This is a genomic window from Microbacterium sp. LMX7-1.2 (assembly GCF_040675935.1).
Lineage (GTDB): Bacteria > Actinomycetota > Actinomycetes > Actinomycetales > Microbacteriaceae > Microbacterium.
Genome location: NZ_JBEGIL010000001.1, coordinates 2831185 through 2855467, shown reverse-complemented (window position 1 = coordinate 2855467; position 24283 = coordinate 2831185). Strand labels below are relative to the sequence as shown.

26 protein-coding genes are annotated in these 24283 nt (G+C 70.1%); 14 read left to right on the top strand and 12 right to left on the bottom strand.

The genetic code is table 11. From position 1 onward, the window contains the following. Nucleotides 1-56: 56 nt before the first annotated feature. Complete coding sequence (locus MRBLMX7_RS13990; RefSeq protein ID WP_363369369.1) at nt 57-1391, bottom strand: extracellular solute-binding protein; 1335 nt, start codon at nt 1389-1391, stop codon at nt 57-59. 171 nt (nt 1392-1562) lie between these two features. Here MRBLMX7_RS13990 and MRBLMX7_RS13985 point away from each other — a divergent pair, with 171 nt between their 5' ends. Genes MRBLMX7_RS13985 through MRBLMX7_RS13970 form a run of 4 tightly spaced genes read left to right on the top strand, consistent with a single transcriptional unit; the run spans nt 1563 to nt 5484 of the window. After that, a complete protein-coding gene (locus MRBLMX7_RS13985) occupies nt 1563-2414 on the top strand; it encodes a tryptophan 2,3-dioxygenase (protein ID WP_363369367.1) in 852 nt (283 codons plus the stop codon). Next, entirely contained in the window at nt 2414-3379 is a 966-nt protein-coding gene (locus MRBLMX7_RS13980) for an amidohydrolase family protein (protein WP_363369365.1), read from the top strand. Before MRBLMX7_RS13985 ends, MRBLMX7_RS13980 begins: the two co-directional genes overlap by 1 nt. Before the next feature lies 1 nt (nt 3380). After that, entirely contained in the window at nt 3381-4637 is a 1257-nt protein-coding gene (locus MRBLMX7_RS13975) for a kynureninase (RefSeq protein ID WP_363369363.1), read from the top strand. Continuing rightward, nucleotides 4627-5484 (top strand): PaaX family transcriptional regulator C-terminal domain-containing protein, encoded by an 858-nt coding sequence (locus MRBLMX7_RS13970; protein ID WP_363369361.1) that lies wholly within the window; start codon nt 4627-4629, stop codon nt 5482-5484. The genes MRBLMX7_RS13975 and MRBLMX7_RS13970 overlap by 11 nt, the downstream gene beginning before the upstream one ends. Here the strand turns inward: MRBLMX7_RS13970 and MRBLMX7_RS13965 are convergent. Continuing rightward, the gene (locus MRBLMX7_RS13965; protein ID WP_363369359.1) at nt 5481-5966 is read right to left on the bottom strand and encodes an FBP domain-containing protein; all 486 of its coding nucleotides are present in this window, start codon (nt 5964-5966) and stop codon (nt 5481-5483) included. The two genes, MRBLMX7_RS13970 and MRBLMX7_RS13965, sit on opposite strands and share 4 nt — an antisense overlap. Nucleotides 5967-6267: 301 nt before the next feature. Between MRBLMX7_RS13965 and MRBLMX7_RS13960 the strand changes: the two genes are divergently transcribed. Next, nucleotides 6268-6615, top strand: coding sequence for a hypothetical protein (locus MRBLMX7_RS13960; RefSeq protein WP_363369357.1), 348 nt, complete (start codon nt 6268-6270; stop codon nt 6613-6615). Nucleotides 6616-6726: 111 nt separating this feature from the next. Here the strand turns inward: MRBLMX7_RS13960 and MRBLMX7_RS13955 are convergent, their stop codons facing one another. Further along, entirely contained in the window at nt 6727-7140 is a 414-nt protein-coding gene (locus MRBLMX7_RS13955; RefSeq protein WP_363369355.1) for a hypothetical protein, read from the bottom strand. Between the two features lie 203 nt (nt 7141-7343). On the opposite strand from MRBLMX7_RS13955, the gene MRBLMX7_RS13950 reads away from it, so the two are divergent. After that, complete coding sequence (locus tag MRBLMX7_RS13950) at nt 7344-7550, top strand: CsbD family protein (RefSeq protein ID WP_050722394.1); 207 nt, start codon at nt 7344-7346, stop codon at nt 7548-7550. 52 nt (nt 7551-7602) lie between these two features. Here the strand turns inward: MRBLMX7_RS13950 and MRBLMX7_RS13945 are convergent, their stop codons facing one another. After that, complete coding sequence (locus MRBLMX7_RS13945; RefSeq protein WP_200903832.1) at nt 7603-7767, bottom strand: hypothetical protein; 165 nt, start codon at nt 7765-7767, stop codon at nt 7603-7605. 124 nt (nt 7768-7891) lie between these two features. Between MRBLMX7_RS13945 and MRBLMX7_RS13940 the strand changes: the two genes are divergently transcribed. The 6 genes from MRBLMX7_RS13940 to glpK all read left to right on the top strand — a co-directional run bounded on the left by MRBLMX7_RS13940 (nt 7892) and on the right by glpK (nt 14102). Beyond that, on the top strand, nt 7892-8158 hold the full coding sequence (locus MRBLMX7_RS13940) for a DUF7218 family protein (RefSeq protein ID WP_050722393.1): 267 nt from the start codon (nt 7892-7894) through the stop codon (nt 8156-8158). 7 nt (nt 8159-8165) lie between these two features. After that, nucleotides 8166-9359, top strand: coding sequence for a carboxylate-amine ligase (locus MRBLMX7_RS13935; RefSeq protein WP_363369352.1), 1194 nt, complete (start codon nt 8166-8168; stop codon nt 9357-9359). Between the two features lie 46 nt (nt 9360-9405). Continuing rightward, nucleotides 9406-10803, top strand: a complete 1398-nt coding sequence (locus tag MRBLMX7_RS13930) for an MFS transporter (protein WP_363369350.1) — start codon at nt 9406-9408, stop codon at nt 10801-10803. A gap of 136 nt (nt 10804-10939) precedes the next feature. Beyond that, a complete protein-coding gene (locus tag MRBLMX7_RS13925; protein WP_363369348.1) occupies nt 10940-11644 on the top strand; it encodes a DUF899 domain-containing protein in 705 nt (234 codons plus the stop codon). 15 nt (nt 11645-11659) lie between these two features. Further along, nucleotides 11660-12460, top strand: coding sequence for an endo alpha-1,4 polygalactosaminidase (locus MRBLMX7_RS13920; protein ID WP_363369346.1), 801 nt, complete (start codon nt 11660-11662; stop codon nt 12458-12460). A gap of 142 nt (nt 12461-12602) precedes the next feature. Continuing rightward, nucleotides 12603-14102 (top strand): glycerol kinase GlpK, encoded by a 1500-nt coding sequence (gene glpK / locus MRBLMX7_RS13915; protein WP_363369344.1) that lies wholly within the window; start codon nt 12603-12605, stop codon nt 14100-14102. Between the two features lie 58 nt (nt 14103-14160). Here glpK and MRBLMX7_RS13910 read toward each other — a convergent pair whose 3' ends face one another. The 7 genes from MRBLMX7_RS13910 to MRBLMX7_RS13880 all read right to left on the bottom strand — a co-directional run bounded on the left by MRBLMX7_RS13910 (nt 14161) and on the right by MRBLMX7_RS13880 (nt 21127). After that, nucleotides 14161-15063 (bottom strand): MurR/RpiR family transcriptional regulator, encoded by a 903-nt coding sequence (locus tag MRBLMX7_RS13910; protein WP_050722389.1) that lies wholly within the window; start codon nt 15061-15063, stop codon nt 14161-14163. A 48-nt stretch (nt 15064-15111) separates the two neighbouring features. Then, a complete protein-coding gene (locus tag MRBLMX7_RS13905) occupies nt 15112-16155 on the bottom strand; it encodes a zinc-dependent dehydrogenase (protein WP_363369342.1) in 1044 nt (347 codons plus the stop codon). Beyond that, a complete protein-coding gene (locus tag MRBLMX7_RS13900) occupies nt 16152-17267 on the bottom strand; it encodes a galactitol-1-phosphate 5-dehydrogenase (protein WP_363369340.1) in 1116 nt (371 codons plus the stop codon). Before MRBLMX7_RS13900 ends, MRBLMX7_RS13905 begins: the two co-directional genes overlap by 4 nt. 1 nt (nt 17268) lies before the next feature. Next, nucleotides 17269-18105 (bottom strand): SDR family oxidoreductase, encoded by an 837-nt coding sequence (locus MRBLMX7_RS13895; RefSeq protein WP_363369338.1) that lies wholly within the window; start codon nt 18103-18105, stop codon nt 17269-17271. Between the two features lie 71 nt (nt 18106-18176). Next, the gene (locus MRBLMX7_RS13890; protein WP_363369335.1) at nt 18177-18986 is read right to left on the bottom strand and encodes an ATP-binding cassette domain-containing protein; all 810 of its coding nucleotides are present in this window, start codon (nt 18984-18986) and stop codon (nt 18177-18179) included. Between the two features lies 1 nt (nt 18987). After that, nucleotides 18988-20061 carry an ABC transporter permease gene (locus tag MRBLMX7_RS13885; RefSeq protein WP_050722384.1) on the bottom strand — a complete coding sequence of 358 codons (1074 nt, stop codon included), beginning with the start codon at nt 20059-20061 and terminating at the stop codon, nt 18988-18990. 31 nt (nt 20062-20092) lie between these two features. After that, complete coding sequence (locus MRBLMX7_RS13880; RefSeq protein ID WP_363369332.1) at nt 20093-21127, bottom strand: substrate-binding domain-containing protein; 1035 nt, start codon at nt 21125-21127, stop codon at nt 20093-20095. Nucleotides 21128-21257: 130 nt separating this feature from the next. Here MRBLMX7_RS13880 and MRBLMX7_RS13875 point away from each other — a divergent pair, with 130 nt between their 5' ends. Next, nucleotides 21258-22007, top strand: a complete 750-nt coding sequence (locus MRBLMX7_RS13875; RefSeq protein WP_363369330.1) for a hypothetical protein — start codon at nt 21258-21260, stop codon at nt 22005-22007. Continuing rightward, complete coding sequence (locus MRBLMX7_RS13870) at nt 22004-22561, top strand: hypothetical protein (RefSeq protein WP_363369329.1); 558 nt, start codon at nt 22004-22006, stop codon at nt 22559-22561. Before MRBLMX7_RS13875 ends, MRBLMX7_RS13870 begins: the two co-directional genes overlap by 4 nt. Nucleotides 22562-22911: 350 nt before the next feature. On the opposite strand, the gene MRBLMX7_RS13865 is transcribed toward MRBLMX7_RS13870, so the two are convergent. Then, entirely contained in the window at nt 22912-24225 is a 1314-nt protein-coding gene (locus MRBLMX7_RS13865) for a hypothetical protein (protein ID WP_363369327.1), read from the bottom strand. Between the last annotated feature and the right edge of the window lie 58 nt (nt 24226-24283).

Here is a 24283-nt window from a genome sequence, read left to right as displayed (position 1 = left end):
CCTTCCTCGGGTGGCGTGGTGTCCGGGGCGGGCGGCCGGCGCCCGCCCCGGGGTCTTCATCGGTCGAGCAGTTCCTGCAGGTTGGCGTTCGCGGTCTCGAGCGCCTCGTCGACGTCGGTCTGGCCGACCCAGGCGCCGCTGAGGTCCTCGGCGAGCTTGCTGTACGCCTGGAACGTCTGCGGGAAGACCGGCTCGGAGAACCCGTACTCGGAGATGCTGTCCGAGACCTGCGCGAAGGCGGGGTTGAGGGATGCCTGCGCCTCGAGCACCTCGGGCATCGCGGGGATGCCGCCGGCCTCGGCGTACTGCGTCATCGCGTCGGTCGTCGCGAGGAACGACAGGAACTTCTTGGCCGCATCCTTGTTCTGGCTGTACTTGTTGAGCGAGACCGCGAGCGCGTGCACGTGCGTCTGACCGCCGGGGACCGGGGCGATGGCGATCTTGCCGGCGACGTCGGGCGACTGCTCCGGGTCGTTGAGCTGCGCGAAGGCCGCCGACCACTGGATCGCGAACGCCGTGTCACCGGACTGCAGAGCGGCCTGGGTCTCGGGGAACTCGGCCTGCGCACTGTCGGGCGAGGTCCAGCCGTTCTCGTAGATGTCGGCGTACAGCTGAACGGCCTTCTTGGCGGCGTCGCTCGTGAGGGCAGCCTTGCCGTCCTCCTCCCAGTTGCCGCCGTAGCCCCACAGCACGTCGTTCCAGATCATGGTGTTGTAGAGCAGGTTCTTGGCCTGGAGGATCGTGCCGTACTCCGTGGGCGACGCCGGGTTCGTGCTCTGCGAGAAGTACGCTGCGGCGACCTTGAAGTCGTCGAGGTCCCAGTCGGCCGGGTCCTTCGGAGCGCGCTTCTCGCCGAGCACGGTCTCGCTGATCTTCTCGTACTCGGCCTGCGCGGCGGGATCTGCGAGCAGGGCGTCGATGAGGTCCTTGCGGTAGAGCAGGAAGTGGTTGCTCACGTCGAGGGGCAGCGCGTACAGCTCGCCCTCGTAGGTGAGCCCCTCGGCCGCGACCGGGAAGTACGCGGAGGTGTCGATGTCGGTGAGCGGGTCGAGCGACGGCGCGAACTGTCCGATGTTGTACGACGCCGTGAAGTAGATGTCGACGTCGGAGGACTTCGACGCCATGAGCGCCGTCTCCTTCGAGAAGGTGTCCTGGCGCGACAGCAGGGTCAGCTCGACGTTCACGCCGTCATCCTTGCCCTGACCGGCGTTGTAGGCGTCGACGACCTCGGCCATCGCGTCGCCCTCCGGGCCGGGCCAGGCGACGAGCTTCACGGTGCCCTCGCCCGATCCGTCGGAGCCGCCGGAGCCGCTCGTGCCGGTCGAGCAGCCTGCCAGCAGCGCCGCCGACACGACCAGGGCACCCAGGGTGAGTGTTCTCGTCCTTCGCATCTTTCCTCCAAGTGGTACGGTCCAGTGTTGCGTCGACTATGCCAGCGGCGCAGCGCAGATACGGAAAACGTAACCTGTTCGAAACAATTGGTACGGTCCAGTTGTGAAATTGACGCGTAAACCAGCATTTCACCACTGTGACGCCCGCCACAGAAGTGATATGTTCACTGCATGAGCACCGAGAACGAGCGCGCGCTCGAAGAGGGCATCGTCACCGACCTGACCGGCCGGATGACCTACGGGTCGTACCTGTCGCTCGACCAGCTGCTCACGGCGCAGCATCCGGTCAGCGTGCCCGAGCACCACGACGAGCTGCTGTTCATCATCCAGCACCAGACCACCGAGCTGTGGCTCAAGCAGCTGCTTCACGAGCTGTCGTCGGCACGCGAGCTGCTCGCCCGAGACGACCTGCGCGAGGCTCTCAAGCGCATCGCGCGCATCAAGCGCATCCAGGACGTCATCACCCAGCAGTGGTCGGTGCTCGCGACCCTGACCCCCACCGAGTACGCACAGTTCCGCGGCGCGCTCGGCAACTCCTCCGGCTTCCAGTCCGTGCAGTACCGCGCGGTGGAGTTCGCCCTCGGAAACAAGAACGAGAAGATGCTCGGCGTCTTCTCCGACCACCCCGCGAACCGTGCGCTGCTCGAGGCCGAGTGGGAGAAGCCGACCCTGTACGACGAGTTCCTGCGCTTCGCGGCCCGCCGCGGCCTGCCGGTGCCCGCCGAGATCCTCGACCGCGACGTGCGGCTGCCCTATCGCGAGACGCCCGCGCTCGTGCCGGCCATCCGCGAGATCTACCAGGATCCGGGCACCCACTGGGACCTCTACGAGGCCTGCGAGGACCTGGTCGACCTCGAGGACAACTTCCAGTTCTGGCGCTTCCGCCACCTCAAGACCGTGGCCCGCACGATCGGCATGAAGGTCGGCACGGGCGGATCCAGCGGCGTCGGCTTCCTGCAGCGTGCGCTCGACCTCACGTTCTTCCCCGAGCTCTACACGGTGCGCACGGAGATCGGCGGCTGATGCGCACAGCGATCTTCTTCGACGGGGAGGGATGGCGCGAGGGCGTCGTCCTGCTCGACGACGACGGTCGGATGCTGCTGCGCGACGAGCCCTCGGCATCCCGAATCCCGCGCCTCGACGGCGTCATCGTCGGCGGGTTCACCGATCACCACGTGCATCTGCAGCTCGTCGAGCAGGAGCTGCTCGCGCAGTCGCGGCTCGGGCGGGTCGTGGACCTCGGCGGGGACCCCGGGGTGATGACGGTTCTGGCGGAAGGTGCGCGTGCCACCCGGATCGAGTACGCCGGGGCCTTCCTCACACCGGTCGGCGGCTACCCCTCCGATCGAGACTGGGCTCCGGACGGGTCCGTCCGGCAGATCGTGAACGAGGCGTCGAGCACCTCCGCCGCAGCCGATGCCGTGGCCGAGATGGCGGATGCCGGGGCGTCGTGCATCAAGGTCGCGAGCAACCGCACCGCGGGACCGGTGTTCGACGACATCGTGTTCCGCGCGATCGTCGAGGCGGCGAGCGCGCACGGCCTCCCCGTCGTCGCCCACGCCGAGGGCCGCGACGAGGCGCAGCGCGTCGCCCGGCTCGGAGCCGCGACGCTCGCGCACGCGCCGTTCACGGAACGACTCGACGACGAGGAGATCGCCGAGCAGGCGGCATCCGTCACGTGGATCTCGACCCTCGCGATCCACGGCGGAGCGGACCTGCACGTCGCCCTCGACAACGTCCGCCGCTTCCACGCCGCAGGCGGACGGGTGCTCTACGGCACCGACATGGGCAACGGGCCGACACCCGTCGACCTGAACCCGCTCGAGCTCGCCGCACTCCGCGACGCCGGGCTGGACGGCCCCGCCCTGCGGGGCGCGCTCGCACCCCGGGACCCCCGCGATCCGGCATCCGTCCTGCTGCTCCTGCCGCACCGCGACGCCGACCCGACCCACGCACGCCGCCTGACCGCGGCCGATCTGGAGGCCTGACATGACGCACGACACCCGCGATCCCCGCCCCGCCCTCGACTCGCTGCTCGAGCTCGCGACCGCCCTCGACGCGTCCGATCCGCTCGGCGCGCACCTCGACGCGTTCGCTCCCGCACCCGGCGTCACGGCGTATCTCGACGGCAACTCGCTCGGCAGGCCCCTGCGCGACATCCCGGAGCGGCTCGCGGCGTTCGCGCGCGACGACTGGGGCACGCGGCTCATCCGCTCATGGGACGAGCAGTGGATGGCGCTGCCGATGGCGCTCGGCGACCGGATCGGCGCGCTGACGCTCGGCGCCGCGGCGGGCCAGACCGTGGTCGCCGATTCGACCAGCGTGCTGATCTACAAGCTCATGCGCGCCGCGCTCGCGCACGACCCGTCCCGCACCGAGCTCGTGATCGAGACGGGCAACTTCCCCACCGACCGCTTCCTCGCGGAGGGCGTCGCCGTCGAGACCGGCGCGACCATCCGCTGGATCGAGCCCGACCGCGTGCTCGGCGTGCAGGTCGCCGACGTCGAGGCCGTGGTCTCGGAGCGCACCGCGCTCGTGTCGCTGAGTCATGTCGACTACCGGTCGGGCGCGCTCGCCGACATGCCGGCCATCACCGCGGCCGCGCACGACGCGGGCGCGCTCATGATGTGGGACCTCTGCCACTCCGCCGGTGTCGTGCCGATGCAGCTCGACGAGTGGGGCGTCGACCTCGCCGTCGGATGCACGTACAAGTACCTCAACGGCGGGCCGGGCTCTCCCGCATTCGCCTATCTGCGACGGTCGCTGCAGGGCGTACTGCGGCAGCCGATCCAAGGCTGGTGGAGCGCGGCCGACATCTTCGCGATGGGCCCCGAGTACGTACCGGCCGGCGACATCCGTCAGCTGCTGAGCGGGACTCCCCCGGTGACCTCGATGCTCGCGATGCAGGGGATGCTCGACCTCATCGAGCAGGCCACGATCGACGCCGTCCGGGCGAAGTCCGAGTCGCTCACCGACCTCGCTGTCCGCGCGCACGACGAGCTGCTCGCCCCGCTCGGCGTGCGCCTGCTGAGCCCGCGGGACGCGGCGCTGCGCGGCGGCCATGTGACGATCGGACACCCCGACTTCCGCGCCGTCACGCAGCGGCTCTGGGCGGACGGCATCATCCCGGACTTCCGGTTCCCCGACGGCATCCGCCTCGGTCTCTCGCCGCTCAGCACCTCGTTCGTCGAGACCGTGACGGGCGTGATCGCGGTGCGCGACGCCCTGGAGTCGCATGAGCGCTGACCCCGAAAGCCCGACGGGCGCCCCCGCCGCCGACAGCGTGGTGCTCGACGACATCGATGCGCGCCCCGGCAGCACGGCCTCGCTGCTGCGCACCCTGATCGGTCTGTACCTGCGCCCGCTCGGCGGCTGGATCTCGACCGCGCACCTCGTGGCGCTCGCCGACGACCTCGGCATCCCCGCGGCTCCCGCCCGCACGGGCATCGCTCGACTGAAGCAGAAGGGCCTGCTGCTCGCCGAGCGCCGCGACGTCTCGGGGTACCGCCTGAACCCGGCGGCCGTGCCGATGCTCGAACGCGGCGACCGGCGCATCTTCGCGGTGCGGGAGACGACCGACGCCGACGGCTGGTGCCTGGTGTCGTTCTCGATCCCGGAGAGCGCACGCAGCGTGCGGCATCAGCTGCGTCGACGCCTGCAGTGGATCGGCGCCGGCACGGTGTCGGCCGCGCTGTGGATCTGCCCCGGGCACCTGCAGGGCGAGGTCGAGGAGATCGTCGACGACCTGGGGGCGCGAGGCTGGGTGACGCTGTTCCGCGGCGCGCATCCCGTCATCGCCCGATCGCCCCGCGAGGCCGCCGCCGAATGGTGGGATCTCGTGGCGCTGCGCGCCGAGCACCTCGCCTTCCAGGCCTCGCTCGCATCGCTGCCGGTCGAGCCGTTCGCCGCCTATGTGCGCCTGCTCGACGCGTGGCGGATGCTGCCGTACGTCGACCCCGGCCTCCCCCCGGCGATGCTCCCGGAGGACTGGCCCGGCCGGCGCAGCGTCGGCGAGTTCGCGCGGCTCTCCGCGGAACTCGCCGACGCCGCATCCGCGCACGTGCGCGCGACCGCCAGGCGGGAGAGCGCCTAGCCGGCGACCGCTCCGACGAACGCCTGGACGTGCTCCTGCAGGGCGAGGATGCGCAGGTCCCTGGCGAGTTCGCGGTCGTAGCCCTCGTAGGCGAGCGGCGGCAGGATGCGCACGTTCTTCGAGCATCCGAACTCCGCGCACACGAGCGTGCCGATCGTGTCGCCCTTGCGTCCCGCGGGTCCCGCCTTGCGGGCCGCGAACATCTGCACGTCGTTGCGGAGCGTGACGTCGTCGCACCACGAGCACTGCGCCCGGGCGATCACGCGCTGCTCTGCCCGCTGCAGGATGACTCCGGTGGCGACGTCGTCGATCCACACCACGACGTAGGCGCGGCGCGGCATCTTCGGATCGGTCCAGCCGAGGTAGTCGATCCTGTCGAAGTCGATCTCGTCGAAGCCGGGAGGGAGGTTCAGGTCGGAGACCTCTTTGCGGGAGGCGTTGATGAAGGAGGCGCGCAGAACGCGCTCGTCGAGGGGACGCATGAGTGTGTGTTCTTTCGAGTGGGCCGCGCTCCGCACGGCAGGGTCAGGAGATAAGAGGCCCGACGGATGCCGGGTACGACGTGGCTCCGGGGACGGGATGTTCCGCCTCCGGCCGATCGTCAGCCTCTGTCCGCGGCGCTGATCGCGCCTGCGGCTCCGTTCCGCGCCCGCTCGGGGGCGCTCATCGATGACAGCACCCGGAGAGTCTACGCCCGTTTGTGTCGTCGCGTGTCGGTCCCGGTTCTCTCCCGCCGGCAGCCGACCTACTCTTGCCGGACACCCGCTACCGAAGGAGACCCCCGTGTCCACGCCGCAGAACCATCTCTCACCCTCGACGGTGCGTGAGCGTTCGGCGTGCATGTGCGACCACGGCGACGTCTGCTCCTCGTACGCTCCCGGGCACGCGCTGCACCTCATCCAAGCGCGGCTAGCGTCGGCGACGCCCTCGGACTGGGCGGACGCCCTCGTCGAGCGGGCGGATGCCGCGACCGGACGCCTCGTCGTGCGCACGCTCGATGGCGCCGCACACGAGCTGTGGAGCCGCGCGGGGGCAGCCCTCGAAGCTCCCGCGGGCACCCCGGTGGCGCTGCACGGGCGCTACGGCGTGCTGGCCGTGGGGCGCACGCAGTTCAACGTCGCGCGGGTCTGAAAGCGTTTCGGCTCGCTGCGCTCGCTCAACGACCGGGAGCACGCGGGTCTGAAAGCGTTTCGTCTCGCTGCGCTCGCTCAACGACCGGGAGCACGCGGGTCTGAAAGCGTTTCAGGCCGGCATGAGCATGGCGCGCACGCTCATGCACGCATCCATGCACGCCTGACACGCCTGCGCACACATGCGGCACACGTCGCTGTGGGCGGCGTGCTCCATGCACTCGTCCATGCAGGTCTGGCACATCGCGATGCACGCGTCGAGCATCGCCATCATCGACGCGGGCGTCATGCCCTGCATCCGCATCATGGCGCGCATCATGGTGTTACACATGTCGGCGCAGTTCATGCACGCCGGCGAGCAGTCCATCATCTGCGTCGAGCACACCGTGCACGCCTGCTCACAGGCCGAGCACGCGTCCATACAGGCCTGCAGGACCGACATGTCCATCGCGGCCATGTCCATCATCGACGCGTCCGGCATCGAGGACATGTTCGTCTGCCAGGCATCCATCATCATCGAGTCCATCGCGCACCGCTTCCGTCGTCGGCCTGAGCCGGAGGTGACAGCGGGCAGGTCCACCCGCCTGAGGCCAGGGTAGTCCGGGATCACGCGGCCGTCGACGGTGGATCCGGCTGTCATGGAGACCGCCGATTGTCAATCCCGTAGGCGGCTCCGCGCGTGCGTGCGAGGGTGGCAGTCCCGTTGATCGGATGACGAAAGGACACACCATGAGTGCAGCAGACGACATCAAGAACACCGCCGAGAAGCTGACCGGAAAGGTCAAGGAGGGCGTCGGCAAGGTCACCGACAACGAGCGCCTCGAGGCCGAGGGCAAGGCCGATCAGGTCAAGGCCTCGGCGAAGCAGGCCGGCTCCAACGTCAAGGACGCCGCGAAGAACGTCGGCGACGGCGTCAAGGACGGCTTCCGCGAGTAGAACGCACAGAGAGGGGGCCCGCCGAAGCGGACCCCCTCTCTGACGGTTCGGGTCAGCGCGTGCGGTTCCCCGAGATGGATCGGATCAACCAGGCGATCACGGCGACCGCCAGCAGGACGAGTCCGACCCACAGCAGGAACTGCAGCGACTGGACGAGTCCACCGGTGATGGCCAGGATGATGGCGACGACGATGATGATGATCAGAAGGATGTTCATCGGTCTTTCCCTTCTTTTCGGGGCGCGGTGGCGCCCCTCTTGGTCACCCAACCTAGCCCTGTGTCGGGTCTCTCTTCGAGGGGCTTGACGCGGAGCATCCGCTCGTGAGTAGGGAGATGCAGACATGCCAGGACGCAGGAACAACTCGCTCAAGGATCCCGAGCTCTACGAGGAGCTCCGCGACGACGGCGCGTCGAAGGAGAAGGCCGCGCGGATCTCGAACGCGGCCGCGCGAGACGGTCGCAGCACGGTCGGGCGTCGCGGCGGCGAGCACGGCGACTACGAGGACTGGACGGTCCCCGAGCTGCGCACGCGCGCGAAGGAGATCGGCCTCACCGGCTACAGCGGCAAGCGCAAGGCCGAGCTCATCTCCGCGCTCCGGAACCACTAGGTCCGCCATGGCCCGGTTCGGCGTCGAGGAGGAGTTCGTGGTCCTCGACGAGGAGACACTCGTCCCTCTGGCACTGGACCGGGACACGCGGGAGAGCCTCGTCGGCTCGCGCCACGGCGGCACGATCACACCCGAGTACCTCACGAGCCAGCTCGAGATCGCGACCGCTCCCCTCTCGACCGTCGCAGAGGCCACCGAGCAGCTCGGCGCGCTCCGCGCGACGCTGGACGAGCACGTGTCACGGCAGCGGGCGGTCGTCGTCGCCACCGGCACGCCGTTCCTCGCCTCCCCGCACCCCGAGATCTTCCCGCTCGCGCACTACGACGCGGTGGCTGACATCCTCGGCGAGATCACCCGCGGGCACGAGGTCAACGGACTGCACGTGCACGTCGAGGTGCCCGCGGAGGAGGTGCGCGTGCGGGCCCTCAACCGCGCGGCACGCTGGATGCCGATGCTGCTCGCCCTGACCGGCAACTCGCCGTTCGCGGGCGGCCGGACGACGGGGTTCGCGAGCTGGCGGTCGGTGGTGATCCGGCGACTGCCGACCGCATGGACGCCGCCGCGCTTCCACGACTACAGCGATTACCGGGCCCGCGTCGACGCGCTGCTCGCGCTCGGCGGCATCACGGAGGAATCCTCGCTCGGCTGGACGCTGCGACTCTCGGCACGGTTCCCGACCGTGGAGGTGCGGGTGTGCGACGCGCAGCTCGACGTGGAGGACTCGCTGCTCGCCGCGGCGCTCTGCCGGGCGATCGTCACGGCCGCGGATCTCGATGACGGACCCGAGATCGGCAGCGACGCGATCGACGCCTCGCTGTGGACCGCGGCGCGCTACGGCATGCGGGCACGGATCCTCGATCCGACCACCGGCGAGGCCGCTGCCGCCGATGTCGTCCTCGACCGGATGCTGCAGCGCATCGCTCCCCAGCTCGCGGAGTCCGGTGACGCCGAGTTCGTCGAGGGGATGCTCGCACGCGTCCTCCGCGACGGCACCGGCGCCTACCGTCAGCTCCGCGCTCACGCGCGCGGCGGTGTCGCCGGCCTCCGCGACCTGTACCGCTCGACCACGCGCGACCTCCGCACGTCCGCTCCCGCGCCCTCCCCCTCCCCCGCACCCGCAGCCTCCCCCGCACCCGCACCCGACAGCCGCGTCGAAAGATCAGAAACGCCTCCCGAGAGCATCCTTCCGACGCGTTTCTGATCTCCCGTCGACCCGCACCCCCTCCTCACCGCAGTAGTGTCGCCCTGTGGCAACCTCTCGCTTCGCGCCGCTCCAGCGGCTGGTGATCTCGGTCGCGGTGCTCGCATCGTTCGTGACCTTCCTCGACGGCACCGTCGTGACCGTCGCGCTGCCCGCGATCAGCCGCGAGCTCGGCGGCGGGATCACGACGCAGCAGTGGGTCGTCGACGCCTACCTCATCACGCTCAGCGCGCTGATCCTGCTCGCGGGCTCACTGTCCGACGCATACGGGCGCGTGCTCGTGATGCGCGTGGGACTGATCGCGTTCGGCGTGGCCTCGATCGCCGTGGCCGCAGCCCCCGACCCGCTCGTCCTGATCATCGCCCGCGCGGCCCAGGGAGCAGCCGGCGCCCTGCTCGTGCCGAGTTCACTGGCCCTCATCACAGCCACCATGCGCTCCGACGTGCAGTCCCGGGCGATCGGCGTGTGGACCGCCTTCACGACCGGCGCGCAGCTGGTGGGTCCGCTGCTGGGCGGCTTGTTCGTGGACTTCCTGTCGTGGCGGCTCGTGTTCCTCATCAACGTGCTCCCCATCGGCGTGACCCTTCTCCTGCTCGCCCGGTTGAAGCTCAACGAGAAGCCGAGCGGCGTCCGTGTCGACTGGACCAGCGGCATCCTGTGCGCGGTCGGTCTCGGCGCCGTCGTGTTCGCCCTGATCGAGCAGCCCAACCTCGGATGGTCCTCCCCCGCGATCTGGCTGCCCGGCGTCGTGGGGGCCGCGCTCTTCGCCTGGTTCCTCGTGCGCCAGCAGCGCTCCGCCGCACCGCTCATGCCGATGTCGCTGTTCCGCGTGCGCGACTTCGCGTGGGGCAACCTCGCGACCCTGTTCGTGTACGCCGCCCTGTCGCTCAACGGCTTCGTGGTGGGCGTCTACCTGCAGCAGGGCGCGGGCCTGAGCGCGACGGCCGCGGGTCTCGCGAGCCTGCCGATGACGATCCTCATGATCCTCGTGAGCTCGCGCGCAGGGTCGTGGGCCGGTCGCTACGGGCCGCGCATCTTCATGACGGTCGGCCCGCTCGTGATGGCGGCCGGGGCGGTCATGCTCCTGCTCGTGGCCGAGGAGTTCGACTACTGGTGGCAGGTGCTCCCGGCGATGATCGTGATGGGCCTCGGCCTGTCGCTGACGGTCGCGCCGCTCACCTCGGCGATCCTCGGCGCGATCGACGAGTCGCGCTCCGGCATCGCCTCCGCGGTCAACAACGCGGTCTCGCGCGTCGCCGGGCTGCTCGTGGTCGCGATGCTGTCGACCATCATCGGCGGCACGCTGAACCTCGCCGGCTTCCACAGCGCGGCCTGGGTCACGGCAGCGCTGCTCGTGCTCGGCGGGGTCGTCTCCTGGATCGGGATCCGCCGCAATCCGGCCGAGGAGCAGCCGTCGGAGGACGCCGTCGTCCCCGAGGCCTGAGACCGCACGGCGCTCACGGTCCGCGGTGACGTCCCGTTGACGGTGTCGGCGCCCCCGTTGACGGTGTCGGCGGTCGGGCGCAGACTGGTGGGCACCGCCGCGGCGAACACGGCGTCCGAGCATCCGGAGGTCCCTCGTGAGCACCACCCAGACTCCCCTGCCGCCCGTCGTGGACGCCGACGCCTGGCGACGCGAACTCGATGCGCTGCGGGTGCGCGAGAAGGCGGCGACGCGCGAGCTCGACGCGATCGCGGCGCAGCGACGGCGTCTCCCCATGGTCGAGCTCCCGGAGTACACGCTCGAGGGGCCGGAAGGGCCCGTGCGCCTGGCCGACGTGTTCGACGGGCACTCGCAGCTCATCGTGTACAACCACATGTGGTCGGACGGCAACGAGTGGCAGTGCCCGGGCTGCACGGGCTTCACGTCGCAGTTCACGCGCCTCGACGTGATCGAGCGCTACTACGACGCGCGCTTCGTGATCGTCACGAACGGTCCGATCGAGGAGGCGCTGGCGTATCGCACCAAGGTCGGCAACACCATGGCGTGGTACTCGAGCGCGGGCAGCCCGTTCGGCGCGGACATGGATGCCGGGCCCGGCGAGGGCTTCGGAGTGAACGTGTTCCTGCGCGACGGCGATACCGTGTACCGCACCTGGCACACGAACGGGCGCGGCACCGAACGGCTCAGCTACCTGCAGGGACTCGTCGACCTCCTGCCCTACGGCCGTCAGGAGGAGTGGGAGGACTCGCCCGAGGGGTGGCCGCAGCATCCGACCTACGCGCAGGGGATGCGATCGAAGGAGGTCGCCGAGCTGTACGGTGAGGGGCATGACCACGCCTGACGCGCACCCGGCGCTGTGAGACGATCCGCCTCGATCGTCGTGGTCGGCCTGCTTGCGCTGTCCCTCGCCGGCTGCGCTCTGCCCGGCGCCGAGGTCCAGCTGCCCCCGGCCGGCGCGGTGCCCGACTACCAGCTCGGCGGCTCGTACGACCCCGCCGACGGCGTGGGGATCGTCGGGCGCGACCGCTCGTCCGATCCCGCCGACGGCGTCTACTCGATCTGCTACGTGAACGGGTTCCAGACGCAGCCGGGCGAACTCGACGAGTGGCCCGAGGAGCTCCTGCTCCCCGGCGACGACGGTCCCGTATTCGACCCGGACTGGCCCGACGAGGCCCTGCTCGACACCTCGACGCCCGAGAAGCGGGAGGCGATCGCCGCGATCGTGGGGCCGTGGATCGAGGGATGCGCGACGGCGGGCTTCCAGGCCGTGGAGTTCGACAACCTCGACACCTACTCCCGCTCCGCCGGCGCGCTCTCGCTCGACGACAACCTCGCGCTGGCGACGCGGTTCGTCGAGATCGCGCATGATGCGGGTCTCGCCGCCGGGCAGAAGAACGCCGCCGAGGACGCACGGGCGCTGCACGAGCAGGCGGGCTTCGACTTCGCCGTCGTCGAGGAGTGCGCGGCCTACCGCGAATGCGGCGCGTACACCGAGGTGTACGGCGAGCACGTGATCGACATCGAGTACACCGACGAGCTGCCCCGCCCGTTCGCGGAGGTGTGCGCGGACCCGGAGACACCACGATCGGTCGTCCTGCGCGACCGTCTGCTGCGGATCGCCGGAAGCGAGGGGCACGTCTTCGAGACCTGCGACTGAGCGGATGCTCCGGCGTCGCCTGTCTCCGCACACCGGGTAATCGTAATTTTTTCGCGATGAGCATTGCGTATCGAAGAAACTTCGGTAATCATGAGTGAGGGCTCACGCCCTCCCGCGCACGACGAAGTGGAAGCGACCTCCGATGACGAAGACACATGTGATGGCCCTGGATGCCGGGACCGGCAGCGTCCGCGCGATCCTGTTCGCCCACGACGGCTCCATCACGCACATCTGCCAGGAGGAGTTCGCCCAGCACTACCCGCAGCCGGGGTGGGTCGAGCACGACGCGAACGAGATCTGGGAGGCGCAGCTGCGGGTCGCGCACCAGGTGCTCGAGGAGTCCGGAGTCGAGGCCGCAGCGGTCGCCGGCATCGGCATCGCGAACCAGCGCGAGACCTGCGTCGTGTGGGACCGCCTGACGGGGATGCCCGTGCACCGCGCGATCGTCTGGCAGGACGGCCGCACCGCGGAGTTCTGCGACCGGCTGCGCGAAGACGGGCACGAGGAGTTGATCCGCTCGCGCACCGGCCTCCCGATCGACACCTACTTCTCCGCGACCAAGCTGAGCTGGCTGCTGGACACCGTCCCCGGGGTCAGGGAACGCGCCGAGGCCGGCGAGCTGCTGGCGGGCACGATCGACTCGTGGCTCATCTGGAAGCTGACCGACGGCGCCGCCCACGTCACCGACGTGTCGAACGCGTCCCGCACGCTGTGCTTCGACATCCGTGAAGCGGCATGGGACGACGACATCCTCGCCCTCCTCCGCATCCCGCGCACGCTGCTCCCCGAGGTGCGCCCGTCCAGTGAGGTGTACGGCCTCACGGGGGTCGCGGCGGGATTCGGGTCCGGGATCCCCGTCGCCGCCGCCGTCGGCGACCAGCAGAGCGCCCTGTTCGGCCAGGCGTGCTTCACGCCCGGCTCGGTCAAGGCCACGTACGGCACCGGCGGGTCGGTCATGATGAACACCGGCACCACGCCGGTCATGTCCGACGCCGGCCTGCTCACGACCGTCGCGTGGGGCATCGGCGACGAGGTGGAGTACGCGCTCGAGGGCGTGTTCTTCGCGGTCGGCGCCACCGTGATGTGGCTGCGCGACGAGCTCCGGATCGTCGACTCCGCGTCCGACACGGCGGCGCTGGCCGCGACGGTCGAGGACACCGGCGGCGTGTACATCGTGCCGGCCTTCCACGGGCTCGGCTCCCCCTACTGGGACCAGTACGCCCGGGCGGCGATCCTCGGCATCACGCCGGGCACGGGGCGCGCACATCTCGTGCGCGCAGCCCTCGAGTCCATGAGCTACACGTACCGCGACGCGATCGAGGTGATGGTCGCCGAGTCCGGAGCGCCTCTCCCCGAGCTGCGCGTCGACGGCGGGGCCGTGTCGAACGACTTCCACCTGCAGTTCCAGGCCGACCAGCTCGGCGTGCCCGTGCATCGCGCGCGCATCACCGAGTCCACCGCCCGCGGCGCCGCGTTCCTCGCGGGGCTGGCCGTCGGGTTCTGGGAGTCGAAGGACGAGCTGCGCCGATCCATCGACATCGAGCGCTCGTTCACCCCCGGATCGGATCCCGAGACCAGGGACCGCCTCTACGCGGGATGGCGCAAGGCCGTGTCCCGCGCCCAGGACTGGGTCGACCACTGACACGGTGCGACCCGCCCGGGTTCGCCCGGGAGCGATCGGGTCGGCGTGCGTGACCCGTCTAGTGGGTACCGGTCACGCGCGTCGGCTTGATCGCCGAGAGGTAGCTCTCATGAAGGTAATCGGCTGTCTCCTCGAAGTAGCGCGCGGCGTACGTGGCGTAGAGCACGTCGATCGCGAGCAGCTGACCCCACTTGCCGGTCACGGATTCGCCGTAGACGTCGGAGCTCGCGACGGTCCCTGCGGTGAGCAGGACACTGTCGACCACCGAGGCGAGGGCCGAGTCGACGTTCGAGGTGATGCCGAGCACGAACGCGCCGTGGAACTTGGCGATCTGCGCCGACGACACGATCGGCGTGGAGTCGCCGGAATCGCTGATCGCGATCAGGACGTCACCGGGCCCGAGCGTGGCGCTGCCCATCGACTGGATGCTCTGATCGCGGAAGAAGTGGCACCTCTTGCCCGCGCGGACGAAGCGCATGACGGCGCTCTCCGCCGAGGTCGCCGACGACCCCATCGCCGCGAGATACACGCACGAGGCGGAGTGGATGCGCTCCGCGGCGTCGTCGAGCACGGTCGGATCGAGTCGCTCGGCGGTGCGGTTCAGCGCCTCGATGCTGCCGTGCAGCACCTTCTGCAGGATCTGGTCGCGGCTGTCGCCGCGGAGGACGCCCTCGTACACCCAGGACGCCCGCTGCTCGGCATCCACGGGACGCGAGTAGATCGCCTGTGCGATGCCGAGACGGAGCTGGTTGTACCCGTCGAGGTCGAGCTCGCGGAGGAACCGGGAGACGGTCGAGTCTGCCACGCCGGCGCGACCGGCGAGCTCGGTGATCGACAGGGACTGTGCGCTCTCGGGATCCGACAGGATGACGTCGGCGACGCCGCGCAGGGCCGGACTCAGCGAACTCGCGCGGCGGGAGATCTGATGGAGCAGATTCCCGCCCTCGTCCTGGTCAGCCACGTCTGGAGTCTATGACATGCGCCGCGACGGTCACGGGAGCGGCCTGGTTCACGAGAACGTCAGGAGCGACTTCATGCCCGCTCCGGAGCGCGAGTGGTCCATGGCCGCCTCGATCTCGTCGAGGGCGAAGCGCGCGGAGACGATCGGCGACAGGTCGATCGCGTCATCCGCGACGATGTCGATCACATCGCCGTAGTCGCGCACGCTCGACCCCGTCGTCCCCGTCAGCGTCTGCTCGCGATAGTGCAGGGCGTTGACGTCGATCTGCGGACGCGCCTGATCGCCGAGACCCGAGAACACGTTGATGCGGCCGAGCCGCCCGGCGAGATCCGTGGTGGAGGCGATCACCTCCGGCTTCGACACGCACGTGATGACGACATCGGCCCCCGCTCCCCCGGTCAGCTCCATGACCTCGGTGCGCAGGTCGCTCTCGCCGACGTTCACGAGGTGGTCGGCGCCCAGCCTGCCGGCGATGTCGAGCCGCGGCTGTCGGGTGTTCGCGACGATGACCTGGCGGGCGCCCGACCGTTTCGCGAGCACGGTGTGGAAGCATCCGATGGGTCCCGCCCCGATGATGAGCACCGAGTCGTCCGCGGAGACGGCGACCTTGCGCTGCCCGTGCAGACAGCACGACATGGGCTCCATGAGAGCCGCGGACTCGTCCGAGAGCGCGTCGGGCACGACGAACACGTTGCCGCGCGCGATCGCCGCAGCGGGGATGCGGAGGTACTCCTGGAACCCGCCGTCCCACGTGATGCCGAAGGCGTCGTAGGTCGGGCACAGCTGGTTCAGGCCGCGCCGGCACATGGGGCAGGTGCCGCAGCCCACGTTGGGCGCGACGCTGACGCGATCGCCGACCGTGAAACTCTGCACGGCACGCCCGGTCTCGACGATGCGCCCCGTGAGCTCGTGCCCCAGCACGCGGCGCGTGCCCTCGGGGATGCGGAAGTGGCCGTGCTTCATGATCCGCAGATCCGTGCCGCAGATGCTCGCGGCCGTGACCTCGACGAGCAGGTCGCCGTCGCCGATCTCGGGGATCGGGATGTCGTCGACCTCGATGCGACCGGGTTCGATGAAGAGCGCGGCCCTCATGACCGCACCGCACTCGCCGACAGCGTCGCCGACAGCGACCGGGCGAGGGCGTCATCGCGCTCGGCGAGCGCCTCCTCCGAGATCGCGAAGAGCGTCTTGTTCGACCACTCGCCGCGGTCCGCCAGTCGGGCGAACACCTCGGGTGCGTCGTCGAGGCGCTCGACATGGCTCACGAGGTCGTCGACGAGCAGCGTGCGTCCGAGGCACGCCACGACCATCTCCCAGTCGTTCGTGGTGCGCGGGGTGATCACCGCGTTCCAGGTGCCCCGCAGCACGAGCTCACGACGCAGGATGCGCGACACCATCTCCTTCGGGAGGTCGACGTCGTCGCGCAGGTCGCCGAGCAGGATCACCTGGCCGCGGTGCGCGGCCGAGCGCACGGCCTGGAGGAACGTGACGGCGAGTCCGCTCGCCTCGACCGCGATGTCGACGCCCCGGCCGTCCGTGGCGGCGGTGGCGAGCTCGTCGGAGGGCCCGGCCGTCGCGTCGAGCACCTCGAAGCCGAGATGCTCGGCCACCTCGCGCTTGCGCGCGTCAATGTCGGACACGAGCACCCGGACGACGCCGAGGATCCGCAGCCACTGCGCCGCGAGCAGGCCGATGGGGCCGGCGCCGATCACGAGCGCCGTCGCGTTCGGCGGCACCTGTGCCTTGCGCACCGCGTGCAGGGCCACGCCGGCCGGCTCGACCATGGCTCCGGCGAGCAGCGAGGTGCCCGCCGGCAGCGGCACGAGATTGCGCTCGGGCACCCGCAGATACTCCTCGAGACCACCGTCGCGGCGCGACCCGAAGTAGTCGTACCGCTCGGCGAGCGTGAACTCGCCGATCTCGGTCATGGGGTCCTCGGCATCCGGGATGCAGGGGAAGATCGCGACGCGGTCCCCCGCGCGGAGCCGCCCGCTCGGGGAGTCCTCGACCACCGTGCCCGACATCTCGTGCCCGAGGACCAGCGGGAAGCCGTACCCCTTGCCGACCGCGTAGCGGAGGACGTCGGAGCCGCACACACCCACCGCGCCGACGCGCACGAGCACCGGGTCGACGCCGACGGGCTCGGGGTCGGGCACCTCGACGACCGCCATGTCACGGACGCCGCGCAGCACCGCCGCGCGCACCTCACACCTCCATGCCGTACCGCAGCACCTTGTGCGTCGGGTACAGCGAGAAGGTCGGGATGGTCACGTCGGGCGTGCGGGTCGCGATGTAGAGCGCCGCGTCGGCGACGTTGGAGACATCGATGCAGGTGGCGGAGAGCCCCTCTTCGATCTCCTTGTCGTCGAGCCAGCCCTCGGTGTACGCGGGCAGGTCGCCGTCGTAGAGGCCCTTGTCGATGATCTCCGTCATGGGCGTGCGCACGTGCGAGGGGTTGAGCACCGTGACCCCGATGTTCTTGTGCATGCCCTCGATCAGGATGTTCTTCGAGAACCCGAGCATCCCGTGCTTCGAGGCCCGATAGGGGCTGTGCCCGGGACCGGAGGCGACCTTGGTCGAGGAGGAGCCCATGTTGATGATGCGGCCGCCGCTCTCCTGGGTCTCCATGACCCGGAACGCCTCACGGCAGCACAGGAACACACCGGTGAGGTTCGGGCCGATCGTCTTGTTCCACTCCTCCAGCGTGACCTCGGTGACAGGCGGGGCCAACGAGTCGCGGCCCGCGCTGTTGATGACGAGGTCGATCCGCCCCCACTCCGCCACCGTGCGGGAGAAGAAGGACCGCACCGCATCCTCGTCGGCGACGTCCGCGACGACGGCCAGCACCTCCCCGCCGCGCGCCGTGATGTCGGCGGCGACCTGGTCGAGGCGCGCCGCGTCGATGTCGATCAGCGCGACCCGGCATCCGTTCGCGGCGTAGATCCGGGCCACGGCTTCGCCGATGCCGGAGGCCGCGCCCGTGATCAGGGCGACCTTGCCGGTGAGTGCGCTGCCGGGTTCGGGGAGGTAGTCGGGCACCATGAGGGCGCTCCTTTCGTGTGAGGGTGACAGCGGTTCGTGTGACGATGACGGGGGTCCGGGGACGGAGGCGTTCACGAGGCGAGTCCCATCTGCTCGGGGGTCTTCGCGCCGACCATGAGCGCGACCGCGTCGGCCATGTCGATCTGCGAGGTCTCGACCAGGGCGATCCGGCGTCCGAGGCGCTGGATGTGGATGCGGTCGGCGACCTCGAAGATCTGCGGCATGTTGTGGCTGATGAGGATGACCGGGATGCCGCGCGCGTTGATGTCCTTGATGAGGTTGACGACGCGCCCCGATTCCTTGACGCCGAGGGCCGCGGTCGGCTCGTCGAGGATCACGACCTTCGACCCGAACGCGGCCGCCCGGGCGACCGCGACGCCCTGCCGCTGACCGCCTGACAGCGTCTCGACCGACTGGCCGATGTTCTGCAGGGTCTGCAGGCCGAGCTGCGACATGACCTCGAGCGACTGCTCCCGCATCCGCTTCTTGTCGAGCATCCGGAACAGCGACCCGGCGATGCCCGGCCGTCGCAGCTCCCGTCCGAGGAAGATGTTGCTCGCGATATCGAGTGCGGGCGAGACGGCGAGGCTCTGGAACACGGTCTCGATGCCGAGGCGTCGGGCCTCGACGGGCGATCTGAGCGCGGTCGGCTCTCCCCCGACGAGCAGCTCGCCCTCGTCGGGCTGGACCGCGCCGGCGAGCACCTGGATCAGCGAGGACTTGCCCGCGCCGTTGTCGCCGATGACGGCGAGCACCTCGCCGCGGCGGATCTCGAAGTCGGTGTGGTCGAGCGCGACCACGCGGCCGTAGCGCTTGACGATCCCGCGCGCCTCGAGCACGAGGTCCGTGGCGGTGGAGGCGGTGTCGTGTGCAGAGGTCATATCATCGTCCGATCTTGCGAAGACGCTGGTCGACGGCGACCGCGCCGATGATGAGGATGCCGATCGTGAACTCCTGCCACAGGCTGTCGAAGCCCGCGAGCGAGAGTCCGCTCGAGAAGACCCCGACGATCAGCGAGCCGAGCAGCGTGCCCATGATCCGGCCGCGCCCGCCGAAGAGGCTCGTGCCGCCGATCACGACGGCGGTGATGGATGCGAGGTTGTACGCGGCGCCCGCGGTCGGGGAGATCGAGCCGATGCGTCCGATGAGCAGCCAGGCGGTGATGCCGATGATGAGTCCGGCGATCACGTAGACGGACATCAGCACCCTGTCGACGCGGATGCCGCTCAGCCGGGCGGCCTCGAGGTTGTCGCCGACCGCGTACACGTGCGTGCCCCAGGCGGTGCTGCGCAGGATGTACGCGAACAGCACGAACATGAGGAGGGTGAGCACCTGCCCCCAGGTGAAGGTCGTGCCGATGATCTGGAAGCCGGTGCCGAGCCAGGTGAGCAGCGCGGGCACCTCGGCGAAGGGCACGCTCTCGCCGTCGGAGATGAAGATGTTGAGCGCGTAGAAGATGCTCAGCGAGCCGAGCGTCGCGATGAAGGGCGGGATGTTGAGCTTCGTCACGATGAGACCGTTGATCGCGCCGCAGGCGATGCCGACCAGGATGCCGAGCACGAGCGAGAGCTCCACCGGGAGCCCCATCGCGACGGCGAACCGGCCCATCGCGACCTGGGACAGCAGCATCACCGCCGCGACGGACAGATCGATGCCCGCGGTGAGGATGATCAGGGTCTGGGCGATCCCGAGCATCGCGATGACCTGCACCTGCTGCAGGATCAGGGAGAAGTTCTGCAGCGTGCCGAAGTTCGGCGACACGATCGAGAACACGATCACCGCGATGACGAGCACCGCGATCGGGCCGATCAGGGGCCGCGTGAGCATCTTCCGCTCGATCCACTGCAGCGGGGTCGGGCGGGGACCCTGATCGATCTCGACCAGGCCCATCGAGAACCCCGCCGTCACGGTGCTCGCCCGCTCGTCGTCGGGCAGATCCGTCGCGCTTCTGTTCATGGTCGGCTCCTTCGCCGTCTCGTGCGGGGCGTCAGCCCCAGCACTCCTCCAGGCCGAAGGCGGAGTCCTCGGACTCGATGCCCGCCTGGGGCTGATCGGTGATGAGGGTCACACCGGTGTTGGTGAAGTCCAGGCCCTCGCTGTTCTGCGGCTTCGTCCCGTCGGCGAGGTAGGCGTCGACCGCCTGCAGCGCCTGCGCGGCCATGTCGAGCGGGAACTGCATCGACGTCGCGTCGATGATGCCCTTCTCGACGTTGGCGATGCCGGGGCAGCCGCCGTCGATCGAGACGATCATGATCTGGTCCTGCAGGCCCGCCGCGACGATCGCCTGGTAGGCACCGGCGGCGGCCGGCTCGTTCACGGTGTAGACGAGGTTGATCGTCGGGTCCTTCTGCAGGAGCTTCTCCATGCCGGTGCGCCCGCCCGCTTCGTTCGCGTCGGTCACCTCGTGCCCCACGAAGCGGGGGTCGTCCTCGTCCCACATCTTGGTGTCGTCGGCGAGGTCGATGCCGAAGCCCTCCAGGAACCCCTGGTTGCGGGCGACGTCGACGGGGATCTGGTCCGAGTTGAGGTCGAGCGTCGCGATGCGCGGCTCGGTGTCGCCGAGGGCCTCGCGGGCCCACTGGCCGACCAGCTCCCCTGCGAGGCGGTTGTCGGTCGCGAAGGTGCCGTCGACCCCGGAGTCGGCCGCGAGCGGGGAGTCGAGGGCGAAGACCAGGACCCCTGCCTGCTGGGCCTTGCGGATCGCGGGGATGATGCCGTCGCCGGCCGGCGTCACGAGGATCGCCTTGGCGCCCTTCGCGGTGAGGTTCTCGATCGCGGTGATCTGCGAGTCGACGTCGCTCTGGCCGTCGCCGCTGGCGATCTGGAGGTTCAGCCCGAGGGACTCCGCCTCGGACTTCGCCCCCTCGGTCATCTTCACGTAGAAGGGGTTGTCCTGCGTCTTGATGACGAGGCCGACGAGCGGCTCGTCGGATCCTGCCGAGGCGGCGCAGCCGCTGAGGCCTGCGAGCGCCATCGCTCCCACGGCCGTCGCAGCGACGATGCTGCGGATGTGTGCGTGCATGATGTCCCTTTCGGACCGGGTTCGAAATGTTTACCGACATCGTGAGCATAACGGAAATTTCTGCGATGTCGAGAGTTGCGACGAAGTTTTCTCGACGGGGGCTCGGCTCTGCGGTCGATAGGCTGACCCCGTGACGAGCTCGGGGGGACACGGCGCGGACGCGGCCACGGACTCCCCGGCGCGCGCAGGCACAGACTCCCCGGCGCGCGCACGCACGGACTCCCCGGCCCGCGCCGCGACGGCGACACGTACGGTGCTCGCCCGGTGGGGACGTGCGATCGCCGACGTTCCGCGCCTGGTCTGGATCGCGGCCGGGGTCGTCGTGCTCGGGCTCCTCGGCGTCGCGGTGACCGGCGGGTTCGCGCAGGTGCAGACCGCCGCGGACGAGGTCGGCGCGGGAACGGAGGTGCGCACCTCCGCCTATGCGATCGCAGTGCTCGACGCCGAGCTGACCGACGCCGTGGAGTCGGAGTACCTCGAGGCCGACCCGGGCGAGATGCTGCTCGTGCTGACCACGCGCATGGAGAACCTCTCGGACGAGGCGGTCGGCGTCGCCACGACCGCCGACCGCACGCGTGCCGGGTTCGTGAACACCGACGCCCCGCTGCTCGATCTCACCGGGGTGACGCCCCTCGGCGTGACCGCGGTCTGGCGCGACGACGGCTCAGCAGGGCAGGTCGTGCTGCAGCCCGGAGTCCCGAGCGAGGTGACGTTCGCTTTCACGGTGCCAGACGACGCGTACACGGATCGCCCGATCGCGCTCGACGTGCACGATGTCGAGGTGCGCCGCGGCGCCGTCATCCTCTCCTCCCGCGTCGTGACCTGGCGACCCGCCGAGGTCGTGGCGCGCATCGTCGTGCCCGCCACGGAGACGCCATGAGGCGCGCGCTCCCCTGGATCCTCGGCGCCGTGCTCGTGGTCGGCGCCGGCGCCGTGACCGCGATGACGCCCACCGAGGAGGACGTGCTCGGCCCGTTCGCGCTCCACGGCGCAGTGGGCGAGACGGTCTCCTCGCGCGCCCTGGTCGCCACGGTCGAGGATGCCGTGTTCGCTGACGAGGTCGCCGTGTCCGACGGCTCGTGGAGCGCTGAGGGCAATTGGCTCGTGGTGCGGATCACGGCGTCGGCGGCGCAGACCGAGGTCGACGCCGCGGTGCAGCTCGCGACCCTCGTGGTCGGCGATCGGGTGTTCCGCGCAAGCGAACGGCCCTCGGCGGCGCTGCGCGGCACAGCGCTGCGAGTGGGCATCGACACCGTCGGCGTGCTCGCGTTCGAGCTGCCTCCCGACGTGTCGACCGGCACCGCTGAGCTCCGCCTCACGACCGACTTCATCACCTCGGAGCTCGACGACCTGATCGTCGTGACGATCGATCTCGGCGACCTCGATCGGTCGGAGAGCATCGAGCTCAGCCGTTCGGAGGTGGTGCCGCGATGAGCTGGTGGCGGCGGCAGCGCACTGCGCTCCTGGCCTTGGCGGTCGCCACGGTCGCCGTCATCGGCGCCTACGTCTGGCTCGACGTGCTGCCCTCGGTGCGGTCGGGCGATCGGGTCGTCGAGGTCGAGACCGACGTCGACATCTCCGGGCAGACCCTCTCGATCGGGCCGGCCGAGTGGGGCGAGTTCGAGTCCCCGGCCGGTACGCGAACCCTCAGCATCCGTCTCCGATCGAGCGGCGGGACGGATGCCGCGCTGTGCGGACCGGCGACGCTCACCGACCCCTCGTCGTCGCGCACCTGGCTCAGCTCGCGGTCCGGACTCGACGTGCCCTCCGGCGAGGGCGAGTCGTCATGCGTCGCGGAGTCCTCGCCGTACCGCGTCCTGCTGGTGTTCCTGCTCCCCGACGACGTCGAGGGTCCGTTTCGACTCGACCTGGAGGGCGGCGACGATGTGACCGCCCGGTTCACCGTCGAGCCCTGAGCCGTCGATCCCTGAGTCGTCGAGCCCTGAGGGGCGGGTGTCGAGCCCGGCCTGCGGACGCGCGATGACGCTGTCATAGGCGGTGGCCACGATCGCCACGCGCACCGGCTCGGCGATCGCGCCGACCGCCACGACCACCAGCGGGTACACGCCCGCCCAGAACGCGTTCTCGTGCCCGCCGATCACCAGCAGCACTCCCCTGGTGCCGGACTGCTCCGCCCACGCCCATGCCGCGTATGCGACCGCGTACGCTCCGAACAGCAGCGGGCCGCCGCGCCAGATCACCGCGACCGCCGCCCACAGCCCTTCGAGTCGCAGGACGATCGTGCGCGCGACGCTCGCGAGCGCACCGCGCATCGCTCCCCCACCCCAGCGGGCGAAGGACGGCGTGGAGTCGAACGTCGTGCCGAACACGACCCCGGCGACCGTGAGCCACGCCGCCGGCACGATGACCGCGGCGATCACGATGCCGACGATCCAGGTCGCGACCTCCCAGACGACCGCGACGAGGGCGAGGTTCACGGCGAACCAGTCGCCGAAGACCTGCAGCCACCCGACGACCTCGCGCTGCCCGATCCAGTCGAGGATGCCGCTCCACCAGCGGGCGACGAGCGTGAAGAGCATGAAGGTCCACAGCACCTCCGCGTACACCGCCAGCACGACGCTCCAGCGCGGCAGTCGCGGCGCGAGACGCATGTAGACGAGGCGGGCGGCGAGCGCGATCACGAGCACCGCGACCGGCAGCGCGCCGACCGCGATCAGGCCGCCCCGGTCCCCCACCTGGTCGAGCTGGTAACCGGAGTCGGCGAGGGCGATGGCGCTCGCGACGCGGAAGAAGTCGATCTGATCCGCGTCCAGCATCCCCCACGCGGTGTAGAAAGCGAAGAACGGCAGGATCGCGGCGAGCGTGGCCGAGGCGAACTCCCGCGGGCCGCCGGCGTCCTCTCGCCGGCTGTGCGGCAGCGATGGGCGCACCGTCAGGTACATCGCGACGTACGAGACGAGCCGGGCGGCCACCGCGAGCGGCAGCAGCAGCAGACCTCCGAGCGTGGTGTGGCCGCCCACGAACCCCGCGAGCTCGATGAGCAGGCGGTGCATGGCCTCGCCGCCCAGGTACCACGCCATCAGCGCGGGCCAGTGCCGCGCGAGGATGCGCCCGAAGGTGCGGAGGGCCGGTGCCATGTGCCCTACCGTAGCGGGCGGGTGCGCACTCTGCCCGCGGCCGCTCCTCGCAGCCCTC

Bases quoted from the DNA above. Each gene is read 5' to 3' on its own strand.
- MRBLMX7_RS13990 (WP_363369369.1), bottom strand. From the start codon at position 1,391: ATGCGAAGGACGAGAACACTCACCCTGGGTGCCCTGGTCGTGTCGGCG.
- MRBLMX7_RS13985 (WP_363369367.1), top strand. From the start codon at position 1,563: ATGAGCACCGAGAACGAGCGCGCGCTCGAAGAGGGCATCGTCACCGAC.
- MRBLMX7_RS13980 (WP_363369365.1), top strand. From the start codon at position 2,414: ATGCGCACAGCGATCTTCTTCGACGGGGAGGGATGGCGCGAGGGCGTC.
- MRBLMX7_RS13975 (WP_363369363.1), top strand. From the start codon at position 3,381: ATGACGCACGACACCCGCGATCCCCGCCCCGCCCTCGACTCGCTGCTC.
- MRBLMX7_RS13970 (WP_363369361.1), top strand. From the start codon at position 4,627: ATGAGCGCTGACCCCGAAAGCCCGACGGGCGCCCCCGCCGCCGACAGC.
- MRBLMX7_RS13965 (WP_363369359.1), bottom strand. From the start codon at position 5,966: ATGCGTCCCCTCGACGAGCGCGTTCTGCGCGCCTCCTTCATCAACGCC.
- MRBLMX7_RS13955 (WP_363369355.1), bottom strand. From the start codon at position 7,140: ATGGACTCGATGATGATGGATGCCTGGCAGACGAACATGTCCTCGATG.
- MRBLMX7_RS13950 (WP_050722394.1), top strand. From the start codon at position 7,344: ATGAGTGCAGCAGACGACATCAAGAACACCGCCGAGAAGCTGACCGGA.
- MRBLMX7_RS13945 (WP_200903832.1), bottom strand. From the start codon at position 7,767: ATGAACATCCTTCTGATCATCATCATCGTCGTCGCCATCATCCTGGCC.
- MRBLMX7_RS13940 (WP_050722393.1), top strand. From the start codon at position 7,892: ATGCCAGGACGCAGGAACAACTCGCTCAAGGATCCCGAGCTCTACGAG.
- MRBLMX7_RS13935 (WP_363369352.1), top strand. From the start codon at position 8,166: ATGGCCCGGTTCGGCGTCGAGGAGGAGTTCGTGGTCCTCGACGAGGAG.
- glpK (WP_363369344.1), top strand. From the start codon at position 12,603: ATGACGAAGACACATGTGATGGCCCTGGATGCCGGGACCGGCAGCGTC.
- MRBLMX7_RS13905 (WP_363369342.1), bottom strand. From the start codon at position 16,155: ATGAGGGCCGCGCTCTTCATCGAACCCGGTCGCATCGAGGTCGACGAC.
- MRBLMX7_RS13895 (WP_363369338.1), bottom strand. From the start codon at position 18,105: ATGGTGCCCGACTACCTCCCCGAACCCGGCAGCGCACTCACCGGCAAG.
- MRBLMX7_RS13890 (WP_363369335.1), bottom strand. From the start codon at position 18,986: ATGACCTCTGCACACGACACCGCCTCCACCGCCACGGACCTCGTGCTC.
- MRBLMX7_RS13885 (WP_050722384.1), bottom strand. From the start codon at position 20,061: ATGAACAGAAGCGCGACGGATCTGCCCGACGACGAGCGGGCGAGCACC.
- MRBLMX7_RS13880 (WP_363369332.1), bottom strand. From the start codon at position 21,127: ATGCACGCACACATCCGCAGCATCGTCGCTGCGACGGCCGTGGGAGCG.
- MRBLMX7_RS13870 (WP_363369329.1), top strand. From the start codon at position 22,004: ATGAGGCGCGCGCTCCCCTGGATCCTCGGCGCCGTGCTCGTGGTCGGC.
- MRBLMX7_RS13865 (WP_363369327.1), bottom strand. From the start codon at position 24,225: ATGGCACCGGCCCTCCGCACCTTCGGGCGCATCCTCGCGCGGCACTGG.